The sequence below is a fragment of the Microbacterium sp. MF43 genome (genome assembly GCF_012847295.1).
Taxonomy (GTDB): domain Bacteria; phylum Actinomycetota; class Actinomycetes; order Actinomycetales; family Microbacteriaceae; genus Microbacterium.
Genome location: NZ_JABBDY010000003.1, coordinates 63,445 through 78,862 on the forward strand (window position 1 = coordinate 63,445; position 15,418 = coordinate 78,862).

Annotated in this window: 14 protein-coding genes and 1 tRNA gene; 10 read left to right on the top strand and 5 right to left on the bottom strand. The window is 70.5% G+C overall.

All coding sequences use genetic code 11. From position 1 onward, the window contains the following. The first annotated feature begins 94 nt into the window (after nt 1–94). Complete coding sequence (locus HF323_RS08670) at nt 95–1,009, top strand: cation diffusion facilitator family transporter (RefSeq protein ID WP_169582210.1); 915 nt, start codon at nt 95–97, stop codon at nt 1,007–1,009. A gap of 14 nt (nt 1,010–1,023) precedes the next feature. Here the strand turns inward: HF323_RS08670 and HF323_RS08675 are convergent, their stop codons facing one another. Then, on the bottom strand, nt 1,024–3,597 hold the full coding sequence (locus HF323_RS08675) for an ATP-dependent DNA ligase (RefSeq protein ID WP_169582211.1): 2,574 nt from the start codon (nt 3,595–3,597) through the stop codon (nt 1,024–1,026). A 77-nt stretch (nt 3,598–3,674) separates the two neighbouring features. Here HF323_RS08675 and HF323_RS08680 point away from each other — a divergent pair, with 77 nt between their 5' ends. After that, a complete protein-coding gene (locus tag HF323_RS08680; RefSeq protein WP_169582212.1) occupies nt 3,675–4,634 on the top strand; it encodes a Ku protein in 960 nt (319 codons plus the stop codon). A gap of 1 nt (nt 4,635) precedes the next feature. Here HF323_RS08680 and HF323_RS08685 read toward each other — a convergent pair whose 3' ends face one another. From HF323_RS08685 to HF323_RS08695, 3 genes are all read right to left on the bottom strand, one after another. Continuing rightward, nucleotides 4,636–5,421: a VTT domain-containing protein gene (locus HF323_RS08685; RefSeq protein ID WP_169582213.1), complete on the bottom strand. Its 786-nt coding sequence runs from the start codon at nt 5,419–5,421 to the stop codon at nt 4,636–4,638. A gap of 53 nt (nt 5,422–5,474) precedes the next feature. Then, a tRNA-Leu gene (locus tag HF323_RS08690) sits at nt 5,475–5,556 on the bottom strand. Between the two features lie 59 nt (nt 5,557–5,615). Next, the gene (locus HF323_RS08695) at nt 5,616–5,828 is read right to left on the bottom strand and encodes a PLDc N-terminal domain-containing protein (RefSeq protein ID WP_169582214.1); all 213 of its coding nucleotides are present in this window, start codon (nt 5,826–5,828) and stop codon (nt 5,616–5,618) included. 102 nt (nt 5,829–5,930) lie between these two features. On the opposite strand from HF323_RS08695, the gene HF323_RS08700 reads away from it, so the two are divergent. The 7 genes from HF323_RS08700 to HF323_RS08730 all read left to right on the top strand — a co-directional run bounded on the left by HF323_RS08700 (nt 5,931) and on the right by HF323_RS08730 (nt 10,385). Continuing rightward, nucleotides 5,931–7,082, top strand: coding sequence for an ATPase, T2SS/T4P/T4SS family (locus tag HF323_RS08700; RefSeq protein ID WP_169582215.1), 1,152 nt, complete (start codon nt 5,931–5,933; stop codon nt 7,080–7,082). Further along, a complete protein-coding gene (locus HF323_RS08705; RefSeq protein ID WP_169582216.1) occupies nt 7,079–7,936 on the top strand; it encodes a type II secretion system F family protein in 858 nt (285 codons plus the stop codon). Before HF323_RS08700 ends, HF323_RS08705 begins: the two co-directional genes overlap by 4 nt. Then, nucleotides 7,933–8,865 (top strand): type II secretion system F family protein, encoded by a 933-nt coding sequence (locus HF323_RS08710; RefSeq protein ID WP_169582217.1) that lies wholly within the window; start codon nt 7,933–7,935, stop codon nt 8,863–8,865. Before HF323_RS08705 ends, HF323_RS08710 begins: the two co-directional genes overlap by 4 nt. Nucleotides 8,866–8,888: 23 nt before the next feature. Beyond that, a complete protein-coding gene (locus tag HF323_RS08715; protein WP_169582218.1) occupies nt 8,889–9,092 on the top strand; it encodes a hypothetical protein in 204 nt (67 codons plus the stop codon). A 3-nt stretch (nt 9,093–9,095) separates the two neighbouring features. Next, the gene (locus HF323_RS08720) at nt 9,096–9,506 is read left to right on the top strand and encodes a TadE/TadG family type IV pilus assembly protein (protein WP_169582219.1); all 411 of its coding nucleotides are present in this window, start codon (nt 9,096–9,098) and stop codon (nt 9,504–9,506) included. A gap of 64 nt (nt 9,507–9,570) precedes the next feature. Continuing rightward, on the top strand, nt 9,571–9,963 hold the full coding sequence (locus HF323_RS08725; RefSeq protein ID WP_317451037.1) for a TadE family protein: 393 nt from the start codon (nt 9,571–9,573) through the stop codon (nt 9,961–9,963). Continuing rightward, nucleotides 9,960–10,385, top strand: a complete 426-nt coding sequence (locus HF323_RS08730) for a pilus assembly protein TadG-related protein (protein ID WP_169582221.1) — start codon at nt 9,960–9,962, stop codon at nt 10,383–10,385. The genes HF323_RS08725 and HF323_RS08730 overlap by 4 nt, the downstream gene beginning before the upstream one ends. A 61-nt stretch (nt 10,386–10,446) precedes the next feature. Here the strand turns inward: HF323_RS08730 and HF323_RS08735 are convergent, their stop codons facing one another. After that, nucleotides 10,447–14,286, bottom strand: a complete 3,840-nt coding sequence (locus HF323_RS08735; RefSeq protein WP_169582222.1) for a S8 family serine peptidase — start codon at nt 14,284–14,286, stop codon at nt 10,447–10,449. Nucleotides 14,287–14,406: 120 nt separating this feature from the next. Here HF323_RS08735 and HF323_RS08740 point away from each other — a divergent pair, with 120 nt between their 5' ends. Then, on the top strand, nt 14,407–15,381 hold the full coding sequence (locus tag HF323_RS08740) for a transcriptional regulator TrmB (protein WP_223169301.1): 975 nt from the start codon (nt 14,407–14,409) through the stop codon (nt 15,379–15,381). Nucleotides 15,382–15,418 lie beyond the last annotated feature (37 nt).

Genomic DNA, 15,418 nt, shown 5'->3' on the forward strand with positions numbered 1-15,418 from the left:
GCTCCTCCTCCCCATCCCGCGTCTGAGAATCACACTCATTCCCGACAAGCGGGATCGCACGCGCCGGGCGTGCACGCGGGCATAGCCTGAGCGCATGCACGATCACGCGCCGGGTGGAGGCCTTCGCGGTGCGAGCAGCAGGCGGCTGCTCGCGGTCTCGCTGGCGATCACCGCCGGCGTGATGGCCGTGCAGGTCGTCGGCGCGTGGCTGTCCGGATCCCTTGCCCTCCTCGCCGATGCGGTGCACATGCTGGCGGATGCCGCCGCTCTCGTCATCGCGCTGGTGGCGGCATCCGTCGCCGCACGCCCGCCGAACGATCGCCGCACCTTCGGGTATCAGCGCGCCGAGGTGTTCGGTGCGCTCGTCAACGGGCTCGTGCTGCTGGTGCTGGCCGCGTGGATCGGGATCGAGGGCGTGCTCCGCCTGGTCGATCCGGGCGAGACCGAGGTCGCGGGCGCACTGATGCTCGCGGTCGCTCTCGTCGGTCTCGTCGCGAACGGGGTGGCGATGTGGCTGCTGAGTGCGGCACAGCGCCGCAGCATCAACGTGCGCGGGGCGTATCTGGAGGTACTCGGGGATCTCCTCGGCTCGGCTGCGGTCATCGTGGCGGCGATCGTGATCGTCGCGACAGGGTGGGTGCAGGCGGATGCGGTCGCGTCGCTCGTCATCGCCGCCATGATCGTGCCGCGGGCGATCCGCCTGCTGGCCGAGGTGACGTCGGTCCTGTCGGAGTCGGCGCCGCAGGGGACGCACGTTCGCGACATCCGTCAGCACCTCCTCGACACGCCCGGGGTCGTCGATGTTCACGACGTCCACGTGTGGCAGCTCACCCGGGGGGCGCCGGTCTTCAGTGCGCACGTCGTGGTGGACGACGGCGCGATGAGCGACGGACGGGCCGCCGGCATCCTGAGCACGCTTCAGTCGTGCCTGTCGGAGCACTTCGACGTGGAGCACTCGACGTTCCAGCTCGAGCCGGCCGGGCACGTCGAGCACGACGCGCACGCGTAAGGTTCCGCCCGAGGTCAGTCCTCGCGACGAACGTCGGCGGGGCTCTTGTCGGGGCGCAGTCCGCGCCACCGGGGATGACGGAGGATCCCGCCGGGGGTGAACTCGCCGTACTCGACCTCCCCGACCAGTTCGGGTCTCACCCACAGCGCGTCACGGGCGTCGAGGCTCGGCACGCCGACGAGCGGGTTCTCCTCGGTGCGCAGCGGTGTGAGGGTGCGAAGGAGGGTCGCCAGGGTCTTGTCGCTGAAGCCGGTGCCCACCCGGCCGGCATACCGTAGCCCCTCGTCGTCCGGGATGCCGAGCAGCAGCGATCCGAAGGTGCCGCTGCGACCGCCTTTGCCGGGTCGGATGCCCGCGATGACCACATCCTGCGTGCGGGTGTGCTTGACCTTCAGCCACGATTCCGATCGGGTGCCCCGCAGGTAGTGCGATGACGGGTTCTTGACCATCACTCCCTCGAGCCGGAGGCGCGAACTGGCCTCGAGCGCCGCATCGAGGTCGTCGAAGACCGGCGGGACGCTCACCGCGTCGATCGCGTGGGATGCGAGTGACTCCAGGATGTCCCGTCGCTCGGTGAGCGGCAGGCCGGCGAGGTCCGCTCGGCCCTGCGCCAGCACGTCGAACAGGTAGTAGCGCACGGGTACGCGGCGCGCTTCGCGGGAGATCTCACCGGGTCGTTCGAGGTTCATGCGCGTCTGCAGGAGCGGGAAGCTCGGGCGGCCGCTCGGCTCGAGCGCCACGAGCTCGCCGTCGACCACCGCCGTGTCGGGGCCCAGCCGCGCGTCGACATCGGTCAGCTCGGGGTAGCGGTGCGTCACTTCGTTGCCGCTGCGCGCATACAGACGCAGACGCGAGCCGTCCCACACGCCGACGGCGCGGATGCCGTCCCACTTGCCCTCGACCCACTGCGGACCGTCCCACCGGGCCGCGGCCTGGCGCGCGAGCCCCGCGGTCGAGTTCGTCGCGAGCATCGGCCGCAGGTCCTCCACCCGAGGTGGCCACGGCATCGGCTCGCCGGGGGCGCTCGGGCCGGAGCCGGCGCGAGCGGCCCGTCCGGCGCGATGGGGGATGGCCGCCGACGCCGCGCTGCGTGCCCGAGAGGCGGGTGCGGGCCTCCGCGGCTCGTCGGCGTGCGGGCTCGGCTCGACGGGGATCCCGTCCGGTTGCGGGTGGCCCGAGGCATCCGTCTTCATCCGGTGCAGGAGCCACGAGGACTTCTCGCCCTCGCCCTCGGTGCGGATGAGCGCCAGACGCACGCGTCCGAGCGGTCCGCCCGGACGCCCCTCGAGGGTGGCGATGATCTCGTCGTCACGCCACTTCTCCAGCTCGTACCGGCCGTCGTCCCAGATCGTGACCGTGCCGCCGCCGTACTCGCCGGCGGGGATCGTCCCCTCGAAGCTCGCGTAGTCCATCGGGTGGTCCTCGGTCATGACCGCGAGGTTGTTGCGCGTGTACGAGTGCGGCACGCCGCGCGGCACCGCCCAGCTGACCAGCACCCCGTCACGCTCCAGCCGGAAGTCCCAGTGGAGGCGGCTCGCGTGGTGCTCCTGGATCACGAAGATCGGCTTGTCGCCGTGCGGCGTCGCTCCGAGCGGGTTCTCGGGCACCGGCTCGGGCGTCTTCGAGGCGCTCCGCTTGGCGATGTACGCCGACAGCGGCCCCGCTTCGGCTTCGCGCCCGCCGGCGTGAAAGCCTAGTGGGTCCAGCGGGTCGCCGATCTCTGCCATCCGCTCGAGGACCTCGTCGAAGAGGAGGTGTCGCAGTCCCGGGTCGTCCAGCTCGTCCCAGGTGCGGGGAGCGGCGACCGTCGGGTGCGGCCTCCCGCGCAGCGAGTACGGGGCGATCGTCGTCTTCGAGCCGTTGTTCTGGCTCCAGTCGATGAGCACCTTGCCGTGCCGCTCGGTCTTCTTCATGCTGCTCACGACGAGGTCGGGGTGATCGGCCTCGATGGCGCGGGCGAGCTCCTTCGCGATGGCCGAGGACTGCTCGCTCGTCTGTCCCTCGGGCAGCGCGGTGTAGAGGTGGATGCCCTTGCTGCCGCTGGTCACCGGGTAGGGGTCGAGGCCCATGTCGAGCAGGATGCCCCGTGCCCAGCCCGCCACGACCGCGCACTCCCGCAGACCGGCGCCCGGTCCCGGGTCGAGGTCGAGCACGAGGCGGTCGGCGAAGCCGCGCTCGCCGTCAGGAGTGAAACGCCATTGGGGCACGTGGAGCTCGAGGCTCGCGACCTGCGCGAGGTAGACGAGGGTCGGGATGTCGCCGACCAGCGGGTAGTCCTTGGTGCCCGAGGAGTGGGGGATCGGCATCCGCTTGACCCACGACGGGGCGCCGCGCTCGAGGTCCTTCGCGAAGAACACCGGCTCGGGGTGCTCGTCGGTGCCGACGCCCTCGACCCAGCGCTTGCGGGTCACGGGACGGCCGATCACATGGGGGATGAGCAGGGGAGCGATACGCGTGTAGTAGTCGATCACCTCGCCCTTGGTCGTCCCCGTCTCGGGATACATCACCTTGTCGAGGTTCGTGATGCGCAGGCGCCTGCCGCCGATGCTCACGAGCTGCTCGGCGGGCTTTCCCCACGGCTGGGCCATGCGCCCATCCTGCCGTGAGAAGTCAAGACTCGTGCGCGGGCTAGCCGTGACCGGTGCGACCGGTGTGTACTGGTGCGATGAGAGCGATCTGGAAGGGCGCGCTGACCTTCGGGCTGGTCAACGTTCCGGTCAAGGTGTATTCGGCGACAGAGGACCACGACGTGTCGCTGCACCAGGTGCACAACAAGGACGGCGGACGCATCCGCTACCAGCGCGTGTGCGAGATCGACGGCGAAGTCGTTCCCTACCAGGACATCGACAAGGCGTACGACGACGGGGAGAAGACCGTCGTGCTCACCAAGGAGGATCTCGCGTCGCTTCCCGCTGAGAAGAGCCGTGAGATCGACGTCGTGGAGTTCGTGCCCAGCGAGCAGGTCGACCTCCTCACACTCGACAAGGCGTACTACCTGGAGCCGGACTCGGCGTCGCCGAAGGCGTACGTGCTGCTGCGCAAGACGCTCGAGCAGACCGACCGGACGGCGATCGTGCGTTTCTCGCTTCGCCAGAAGACCCGCCTCGCCGCACTGCGCGTGCGCGGCGACGTGCTGGTGCTGCAGACCCTCCTGTGGGCCGACGAAGTGCGCGAGGCGTCGTTCCCGGCGCTCGACGAGAGCGTGCGCATCTCGGCGAAGGAGCTCGAGATGTCGGCGGCGCTCGTCGAGAGCTTCGCGAGCGACTTCGACCCCGAGGAGTTCGAGGACGACTACCAGCGGGAGCTGCGGATCCTCATCGACGCGAAGCTCGAGAAGGGCGACGCGCTCGACACGTCGGAGACCTTCGGCGAGCGCGAGGAGGAGGACGCCGGCGGCGAGGTGATCGACCTCATGGCCGCGCTGCGGGCGAGCGTCGAGCGCTCGCGCGCGGCGCGTGAGGGGAGGGATGCCTCGGCCACCGCGAAGTCGGCGGACAAGGCATCCGCGAAGTCCGCCTCCCAGCCTGCGTCGAAGACGTCGGCCACGGGCGACGGGAAGAAGCCGGCCGCGAAGAAGCCGGCCGCGAAGAAGCCGGCGGCGAAGAAGACCGCGAAAGCCTCCTGAGTCAGGCCTTGGGGGCCTCGCCCTCGTGGTGTCCCGGCTCGGGGCCGCGGTCGAACACGTCGGCGTCGAGCACGAGCGCCTCGGCCTCCTGGTGGTCGGTCACGACGTCCTCGCCGGCAGCGGCGGCCTTCTTGGCCTTGCTCCGCTCCCGCAGGTAGTGCCAGAGCGTCACGGCGGCCGTTCCGCCGACGGCGAAGAGCAGGATGAGGTCGATGTAGTTCTCGACGAAGTCGGCGACGGGCGGGATGAAGCCGATGAGGTAGCCGAACATCGTCAGGCCGAAGCCCCAGATCACCGCGCCGATGAAGTTGTAGAGCGTGTAGCGCCACTTGTTCATGTGCCCCACGCCCGCCGCGACGGGCGCGAAGGTGCGGACGATCGGAACGAAGCGGGCCAGGATGATCGTCAGGCCGCCGAACCGCTCGAAGAACGCATTGGTTCGTTCGACGTTCTTGACGCTGAACAGGCCCGACTCCTTCTTCTCGAAGACGGCCGGCCCGCCCTTGTGGCCGATGTAGTAGCCGACCTCACCGCCGACGAACGCCGAGAGTCCGATGAGCAGGGCCACCCACCAGACGCTGAGCCCGAAGACGCCGTTGGGCGCGTAATCCTGCGGGTGCGACAGAAGTCCGGCGATGATCAGCAGCGTGTCGCCGGGCAGCAGGAAGCCGACCAGCAGGCCCGTCTCGGCGAACACGATGAAGCACACGACGACGAGCGCCCAGGGGCCGGCCCATTCGATGATCGCTGCGGGGTCGAGCCAGGGGATGAGTGCGGTGGGGTGCAAGGTCGTTTCCCGTCGATGAGGCGGTCGGCGATGTCAGCGCGTATGCGGCTGCGTGCGGAAGGTGGGACTTGAACCCACACGCCCGGAGGCACAGGAACCTAAATCCTGCGTGTCTGCCAATTCCACCACTCCCGCGAGTGGGTTCAGTCTACTGAGGCCACTGAGTGACGGCTGTGGGGCCTGCCCCCGGAGTGTCAGCGCCGGATGCCGAAGAGGAAGTAGCTGGCGGGGCCGATCCAGTTGACGAGGATCGCGGGGATCCACGCCCACTTCGGTCCGCGCACTTCGGTCGGTGCCCGGTGACCGAGGTCCCAGAACGCCAAGAAGGCGAACGCCACCTGGACGATCCCCAGTAGCCCCAGTGCCGCCTGCGCGCCCGGCTTGAGTTCTCTCTTCGCGCCGCCCATGGTCGCTCCTTCCGCGTGCTCCCATCCTGCACCGAGCGCGCGCTCGCCGCACCCTGTGGATAACTTCGGGATGGCGCTTGCCCGACTTGCGAGGATTCTTCGGTGCCTGCATCGACTGCTCCTCTCGCACCCGCCGCGGTCGTCGCCGAGCGCGTGCGCGAGCGGCTCCGTGCCGAGCGCAGCGACCCGACCCGCGACCCCGAGACGGCCGCGCAGATCGCGTGGGCCGAAGTCCGCCGGCACAACGACTTCGCGCTGGCCCGAGGGCTCGCGACGGTCGACGACGAATCCGCGTGCGTTCGAGACGTGCTCGCCGCAGTCGCCGGCTACGGGCCGCTGCAGGCGTATCTCGATGACCCGACGGTCGAGGAGTTGTGGATCAACGCGCCCGACCGGATCTTCGTCGCCCGCGGAGGTGTGCCCGAGCGGGTCCCGCTGGTGCTCACCGACACCGCGGTGCGCGACCTGGTGGAACGGATGCTGCACACCAGCGGGCGCCGTGTCGATCTGAGTCAGCCCTTCGTCGACGCTTCGCTTCCGGACGGCTCGCGGCTGCACGTCGTGATTCCCGACATCACGCGGCGGCACTGGGCGGTGAACATCCGCAAGTTCCTTCCGGCGTTCCGCGAACTCGACCGGCTGGTCTCGGCGCGCTCGCTGTCGGCGCACGCGGCGGATCTGCTCGGCGCGGCGATGGCATCCGGGTCCTCGGTGCTCGTGTCCGGCGCGACGCACGCCGGCAAGACGACCCTCCTCGCCGCGCTCATCGCCGCCTGCCCTCCCGCGCACCGCATCGTCACCGTCGAGGAGACGTTCGAGCTCGCGGTTGCCGCCCCCGACCTGGTGGCGATGCAGGGACGTCAGCCGAGCCTGGAGGGCACGGGGGAGGTGTCGCTGCGGCGTCTCGTGAAGGAGGCGCTCCGCATGCGCCCCGATCGGCTCGTCGTGGGCGAGGTCCGCGATGCGGAGGCGCTGGATCTCCTCCTCGCCCTCAACACCGGCGTGCCCGGCGCGGCGACCATTCACGCCAATTCGGCGCGCGAGGCGCTCACGAAGCTCGCAGCGCTGCCCCTCCTCGCCGGTCGCAATATCGACGCCGCCTTCGTGCTTCCGGCGGTCGCGGCATCCGTCGACCTCGTCGTCCACTGCGAGCGCGACGCCTCGGGTCACCGCCGGGTCGCCGAGATCGTGGAGCCGACCGGGCTCGACGACGGCGTGCTGATGGCACGGACGCTCTACCGGGCCGACTCATGACCTTCGTCTGGGGCGCCGTGCTGGCGGCGGGCGTGCTGCTCTCCCTGTCGCCCTGGCTGTGGCCGGCGCGAGGCGCGCGGACGCGCACGGCGCGGACGGCCCGGTTCGTCCGGCTGCTCGAGTCTGCGGGTCTCGGCCGCATCGCCCCGGGCACCGTCGTCATCACGTCGACATGCGGCGCGGCGGTGGCGGCCGCCGTCGCGTGGCTGATCGTGCCCGTCCCGGTGCTGTGCCTCGTGGCGGCGCTGGCGGGCGGCGCCGCACCGTTCGCGTGGCTGCGCGCACGACGCTCGCGGCTCCTTCGCGTTCGCCGCGGACTCTGGCCCGACGTGTGCGACCTGCTCATCGCCTCCGTGCGCGCGGGGATGTCGCTGCCCGACGCCGTCGCGACGCTGGGGGAGTCCGCCCCGATCGAGCTGAGGCCGGCGTTCGCCGGGTTCGCGAGGGACATCGCGGCATCCGGTCATTTCGACTCGAGTGCGCAGCGCCTGAAGTCGAGGCTGGCCGACCCCGTCGCCGATCGGATCATCGAGACGCTGCGCATGGCACGTCAGGTCGGTGGAACCGAGCTGACACCCGTGCTGCGTGCTCTCGCGGCATCCGTTCGCGCCGACTCCACGCTCCGGGCCGAGGTGGAGTCGCGACAATCCTGGATCCGCGGCGCGGCCGTGCTCGGGGTCTCCGCGCCGTGGGTCATCCTCGGGCTGCTCGCCATGCGCCCTGAAGGAGCGCGCGCGTACGGATCGCCGGAGGGCATCGCGCTGATCCTCGCCGGAGCGGGTGTGTCGTTCGTGGCCTTCCGTGTGATGCTGCGCCTCGGCCGGCTTCCCGAGCCGCGGCGGTGGTTCGGATGATCGCGATCGCAGCGGACGATCTCGCCTTCGCGGTCACGCTCGGGTCCGCTCTCGGTGTCGGGGTGTGCCTCGCGCTGTCCCGCGCCCGCCGGTGGGGTGCACCGTCGCTGGCCCGCCGTATCGCGCCGTACATCCGCGACGTCACGGAGCCACGGGGGCTGGGCCTCGATCCGCCTCTCGCCACCCGGGATCTCACGCTCGCGTGGGCCGGGCTGCAGCACCGATTCGCACGGGCGGCGGGAGGTGACGCGTCGATCCGACGCCGACTTCATCAGGCGGGTTCTGCCGCGGATGCCTCGACCTTTCGTGCACGCCAGCTCGCATGGGCCATCGCGGGGCTCGTCGCCGGCGGCGTGATCGTCGTGGTCGCGGTCCTGCTCGGTCGAGGAGCGCCCTCGCTCGCCGTGCTTCCACCGGTGTTCGCCGCGGTCGGAGTGCTGGGGTGCGACATGTGGCTCACCCACGCCGCCAAAGCGAGAGTGACCCGGATCGAAGAGCAGCTGCCGACCGTCCTCGAGTTCGTGGCGCTGTGCCTGTCTGCCGGAGAGGGGATCCTCGACTCGCTGCGGAGGGTCAGCTCCCTCGGAGCGGGCGAGCTGACGCAGGAGCTCCGCGCGCTGGTGGTCGCCGTGGGGACGGGCTCGTCGCTGCCCGACGCGCTCGCCGGCTTATCCGACCGACTGCAGATCCCCGCACTCTCCCGCACGGTCGACCAGCTCATCGCGGCGATCGACCGCGGCGCACCCTTGGCCGGCGTGCTGCACGCGCAGGCTCTCGATGCTCGCGAAGGGGCGAAGCGCACCCTTATCGAGCGTGCAGGGCGGAAGGAGATCTACATGCTCGTCCCGCTCGTTTTCCTCATCCTCCCGCTCAGCGTGCTGTTCGCCGTGTTCCCGGGAGTGTTCATGCTGCGCCTCGGCGTCGGCTGACGTCCGTTCAAAGGAGAAGAAGAATGATCCCTCGATACCTCAGCCGCCCGATCGCGCGGCTTCGGGCCGTCGCCCGCGAGCTTCACGAGGAGGAACGCGGGGACGTTCCCGGCTGGGTGCTGATCACCCTCATGACGGCGGGACTCGTCGTGGTGATCTGGGCGCTCGCCGGTCCGGCGCTGGTGTCGCTGTTCGAGCAGGCGATCTCGCGCGTCTCCGGCTTCTGAGCGATGTCGGGCATCCTGGCGAGGCTGCGCGCCGCGGCGGGAGGAGACGAGGGGTCCAGTCCCGTCGAGTTCGTGCTCGTCGGCGGACTGCTCACCCTCCTCACGCTCGCCGTGCTGCAGTTCGGCCTGGGCGTCTATGTGCGAAACGTCGTGCACGACGCCGCCGTCGAGGGGGCCTATCACGCTGCGCTCGCCGACACCTCGCTCGCCGACGGAGAAGCACGCACGAGGGAGATCGTGACACGCACGGTCGGATCCGAGTTCGCAGGGGAGGTCTCGGTGAGCGAGACGACGTCGGCGGGTGGGGCCGTCGTGCAGGTCACCGTCCGCACGACGCTGCCCCTGGTCGGACTTTTGGGCATGTCGCACGCACTGGAGGTGACGGCGCATGCACCCGCGGAATCGTTCGACTGACTCGCCCGCGCCTTCGGCCTCGGATGACGCCGAACGAGGATCGGCGGCACTCGAGTTCATCCTCGTGGGCCTCGTGCTTCTCGTGCCGCTCGTGTACCTGATTCTCGCGCTCGGGCTCATCCAAGGGCAGGCGCTCGGCGCCGAGGCGGGCGCGCGACACGCGGCCCGAGCGATTGCGACGGCGGCCGACGCCGAGCAGGCGCGGGATCGCGCCGACCGCATCGTGGCGTCGATCGTCGACGAGTACGGACTGGACCCGGATGCCGTCACGCTGAGCGTGGCGTGTCGTCCGGCCGGCGGTGCGTGTCCGCGGCCCGGGGCGACATTGGTCGTCACGCTGCGCACGTCGGTCGTGCTCCCGCTCGCTCCGCCGGTTCTCGGGCTGGACCGACTCGCGCGCATTCCCCTCGAAGCGACGGCGGTGCACAAGGTCTCACGGTTCTGGGGGACGCAGTGACGCGCCGGCGCCGTCTCGCTGACGATGACGAGGGCAGCGTCCTCATCCTGACCCTCGGCTACGCCGCCCTCGCGCTCGTCGCCGTGCTGGTCTGCGTGGATGCGACGAGCCTGTATCTCTCGCAGAAGCGGCTGGACGCGCTGGCGGATGCCGCGGCTCTGGCCGCCGCGGACGGCTTCGAGCTCAGCGTCGAGAGCGGCGAGCCCGTCGCGGTGCTGACGTCGGACGGGGTTCGAGCGCAGGCCGAGGAGATCGTGACCGCGGCGGGCGGGGGAGCGGTGCTCGTCTCGGCGGGCACCCCGGACGGCGTATCGGCGCGGGTGACGGTCGCCGGGTCGTGGCATCCGCCCGTCCTGACCCTGTTCGTGCCCGACGGTGTCGCCTTGGAGTCCACGGCCACCAGCCGCACCGCGCTGCGGTAGTCCGGACAGCCGGAAGGGCCCCGCCGCCATCAGCGGACGGGGCCCTCCCCGGGTACTCAGCTCAGGGCTTGACGCCCTTCGCGGCGGTCGCCTGGAAGGCCTTCTCGATCTCCTGAGAGAACGAGTTGCCGGCGGCATCCTTCGCGGTGACGCGCAGGTCGACCCAGCCGCCCTTGTCGGACACCGGGATCTCGGCGGAGAAGCCGCTGACCCACGCGCGCGAGTCGACGAAGATGAAGCCGTCGCCCTCGACGGCGCCGGTGGGGGCATCCGTCTCCGCGTTCTTCAGCGTGATCCGCTTCCACTCGCCGCCCGCGGTGCGGGCCTCGAGCGTCGCCTCCACGATGGCGCCGGCCGGAGCGCTGCCCGCGACGTGACCCAGCTCGAGGCCGAGCGGGATCCGCGCGCCCTTCTTGCGGCCCTCTCCCACCTTGTTGTCGGCGTTCACCTCGACGTCGTAGTAGGCGCTGATCATCGGGAGCAGGCGGAACGTCGGGTCGCCGAGCCTGCCCTCGGAGTGGAACGTCCAGTCCGTCACCGTCCGGGTCGAACCTTCGAGGTGCGAGCCGTCGTGGGTCGCGGTGCTCACCACGCGCCACATCTGGTCGCCATCGGGCAGGTTGTACGGGTTCGCGCCCTGCCCGTTGTGCTGCGAGAACAGCTCTCCGTCGATGTACAGATCGGTCTTCTGCACGGCGGGCGCCGGTTCCATCCACGTGTCGAACGTGCCGGTCCGGTCGCCGTTGCCGCCGTCGCCCCAGCTCGGGATGTTGATCTGCGACCAGTCCGAGGTGCGGTAGGGCACCCAGAACCCGACGCCGATGTTCGGTCGCACGATCCCGCCGAAGTACTCGGCCTCGGTGCGCTCGCCGGTGGTGTAGCTGCGCGGCTTGTCGCGAACCTCCCAGCGGACCGAGTCGACACCGACCCACTGGTTCCAGCGGATGCCCTCGGTGTTGACCCACTCCTCGCGATCCATCCCGCGCTGCGCACGGTACGGCGCGCCCATGCCGAAGGAGCGACTCGGGACGAAGTCGTACCGGAACTCGGCCATATCCTCGGTCTGGCCGTGGAAACGGGTGTCGATGCGGGCCAGGTCCTTCGGCGCGAAGGCGAGGTCGGTCGGGATCTCTCCGTCGGCGAACTCCGCGATGTCGTAGACGACATCGGTGTGGGGCGTGCCGACGGCTGCGACCGACACCTTGCTCTTCGCCAGCTGGGCGAGCAGCGCCCGCCCCTCGACGCCGCTGATGCCGGCGACCGGGATCGGAGCGAGCTGGGAGAAGTCCTCGGACCCCGTCCACTCGTTGAACTCGCCATCGCGGTCGTTCACGACGATGAGCAGCTTCGCGCCTGCGGCCGCCGCGTTCGCCGCGCGCTGGGGCCCGGTCACCTCGGCCGAGCGAGTGACGACGGCCACCTTGCCCTTGACATCGACCGCGGCGAACGCCTCGGCGCTGCCGTTGCCGACATCGACCGCGTCGGCCTTGAAGGAACCGTCGAGGAGCGTTCCGCCGATCTGCTCGATGAGGTCGAGCGGCTTCTTGCCGACCTTCAGCGACAGCATCGGCGTCTGCAGGCGCCAGCGGGCGTTGAAGCTGAACTCGGTGTCGTCGACCGTCATGGGCTGTGCCCACATCTCGTCGTTCCACACCGGCATCTGAACGCCGGCGAAGAAGTTGCCCGCCTGCACGTCCATGCGCGCGTAGCTCTCGGTGAGCCCCTCGCGGTCGATGTCGAGCGTGACCTGCTTCGACGTGCTCGCGTCGAGCGTGACGCTGCGGTTCTGGTCGAGCGTCAGCAGCGGCTCGCCCGTCAGCACCGTGGCCCTGCGGTCGGGGGTGCGATCGAGCTCCATGTAGGCGAGGACGGTGTATTCGCCCTTGGTGAGGCGCATGGTCGTCTCGCCCTCGACCATGATCGGCTCGCCGGCCTTCACCGCGGGGTTCCACAGCACCGCCTGCGCGGTGGTCGGGTTGCCCTCGAAGTCCTTCGCCGTGATCGTCAGGTCGTAACGCTCCGCCTCGGCGATGGTGCCCAGCGCGGTTCGCGTGACGGGCTCGCCGTCCACCGAGCCGACGAGCACGCCCGACAGCTGCGTGCCTGCGGGGATCTTGGCCGGGTCGACCGTCATCGTCACCGACGCGGTCTCGCCCGCGGGGATGGTCAGCGCATCGGCGCCGAGCGTCAGGGCGTCGAACGCGATGCCCGCCGACAGCGGGCCGGGGCCCTCGTCGCCGCGCGGGGTGGTGTCGACGAGCGTCGCCTCGAGAGCGACGGTGAGCTCGGCATCCGATCGGTTCGTGAACTCGACCACGCGCTCGACCGGAGTGGGCTCTTCGCCCCACATGAGCATGCCGAAATCTCCGGATCCGGATGCCACGACCGGCGTCTCGAGCGCGGCATCGACGTCGATGACGCCCGAGCCGCCCTGATAGGAAGTGTTGCCGGCGTCGACGGCGGTGCTCGCGAGTGCCGCCTTGAGCTGAGCCGTCGTGTAGTCGGGGTTCGCGCCGAGGAGGATCGCGGCGGCGCCGGCCACGTGCGGCGTCGCCATCGACGTGCCGCTCATCGAGACATAGGCGCCTTCGCCCCCGCTGTCGGCGGAGCGGGCAGCAGTCACGTCGTTACCCGGTCCGGTCACGTCGGGCTTGAGCGCGCCCGAGCGGGAGAGCGGTCCCTGGCTGCTGAAGTAGGACAGCCGGCCGGACGGGTCATCGACCGAGCCGACGGTGAAGGCCTGGGCCGCGGAGCCGGGGGAGCCGATCGTCTCGGGCGCGCCGCTGTTGCCCGCGGCGACGATGAACAGCGAGCCGGTCTCTTCGGCGATGCGATTGAGCGACTCCGACATGAGGTCCTTGCCGTCGGAGGGCTGCGGCGAGCCGAGGCTCATCGACACGATGGGCGCGTTCCGGCCCGCCCATTCCATGGCCTCGATGATCCAGGAGTCCTGGCCCCAGCCGTCTGCGCCGAGCACCTTGCCCACGAGCAGGTCTGCGCCGTCAGCGACACCGCGGTGCGTGCCGTCGCTCGCGGCGCCGGTGCCCGCGATGGTGGAGGCGACGTGGGTGCCGTGACCGTTGGGGTCGTCGCTCACGGCCTCGTCCGGCACGAAGCTCTTCGAGCTCGCGAGCACGCGGCCCTCGAGGTCGGGGTGCGTGTCGTCGTAGCCGGTGTCGAGGACCGCGACGGTGACGCCATCGCCGGTGTAGCCGTCGGCCCACGCCTCGGGCGCGTCGATGTAGTCGACGCTCGAGTCGAGCGTCGCCTGCACCTTGCCGTCGAGGTGGATGGCCTCGATGCCGCCCGCCAGGGTCGGCGCCGTGGAGAAGGACTGCGCGCCGGGGGCGGTGAGGGCCTGCCAGGCGGCGGCCGCGTCGGCGTGGCCCACGGTGGCGGCGGCAGCGCCGATGCTCTCGAGCTCCGACTGCACCTCGAGACCGGGGACCGGCGCGGAGTAGCTGCGCGGTCCGGCGGCCTGCTCGACGATGATCGGCGTCGCGTCGACCGAGGCGTCGTCGTAGCCGTATTCGATGAGCATCGACACGTTGAAGAGGTCGCCGTCGAGGACTCCGGATGCGACGAAGGGCAGCGCCGTCGCGGGAAGGACGTGGAAGTCGTCGCCGAGACGGTAGGTGTGCACGCCGGCTCCGTCGACGGCGGTGTCGACGTCGACGGTCTGCGTGCCGTCTCCCATTTCGGTGAGGGTCACGCGATCGCCGGTGATCAGGGTGACGGTGTGGGAGCTGCCGGCGGCCGCGCTGGTGGCGGGGGGATCGTCGACGGATCGTGCAGCCGCCGGCAGAGTCGTGAGGCCGAGGCCTGCGACGCCGATCGCCAGTCCGCTTGTGGCGGCGACGATGGGGCGCAGACGACGGCCGGTGGGCTGGGGTCGTGACATGCGTGAGCCTCTCGGGGGTAGGGGTTCCGCATGAAAGGCTCACACGACCTGTCGCCTAGAGTGGTGGCGGAGAAATGCCATGGCCATCATCCGCCAGCGCGGGCGGGTGACGATCGAGCCATGGGGAAGGCCACGATGCTCGAAGCGCTCGGACTCGATGACGCACACACCGCGGTCTATCGCTGCGTGATGCAGCAGCACTCCGCGTCACCCCAAGAAGTCGCCTCGACACTCAGCATGTCGCTGCCGCGGGTGCGGCCGATCGTCGCCGAGCTCGAGCGTCTCGGCCTGCTCGCGCGCCAGGCGGCGAGCAGCGATCGCTTCGCCGCATCTCCGCCGTCCATGGCGCTGCGCCCTCTGCTGCTGGAGAAGGAACGCGGACTCACTCGTGCACACGAGGCGCTCGTCGAGCTGAGCGACCTCTACCGGCGTTCCGCCGAGCAGCGCAGCGTGGCCGACGTCGTCGACGTGGTGCTCGGAGACGACGCCGTGCGTCAGCGCGTCGCACAGTTGCAGGCGGCCGCGACCGGCGAGGTGCGGGTGCTCGTGCTGAACGAGGTGGCTCTGGTGAGCGGGGAGGAGAACGTCGAGGAGGACCGCGCGCTCGCCCGCGGCGTGCGCTACCGCGTGATCGTCGAGAGCGCGGTGCTGCAGCGGCCGGGATTCCTCACGGCAGCGCGCGAGATGGCGCTGATCGGCGAGGAGGTGCGCGTTCTTCCCACCCTGCCGACGCGCATGTTCATCGCCGACGACCAGATGGCCCTCGTGCCGATGCGCTCTCAGGCCGAGGATGCGGGCTTCGGCGCGCTGCTGATCCACCCGAGCGGGCTGCTCGACCTGGTGATCTCCATCTTCGAGGAGTACTGGCGCTCTGCCACCGAGTTCCTCCCGATCGCGGCGGTCCACACCACCGAGGATGTCGACCGCGACCTCCTCCGCCTGCTTCTGCTGGGGGTGACGGATGCCGCGGCCGCGACGCAGCTCGGAATCTCGCTGCGCACCGTGCAGCGTCGGGTCGCCGACCTCATGGAGGTGGCGGGCGTCACCACTCGCATGCAGCTCGGCGCGGAAGCGGTGCGGCGCGCCTGGGTCTGAGCGCCCGCGCCAGGGCCGAGTGCCGAGCGTCCCGCTC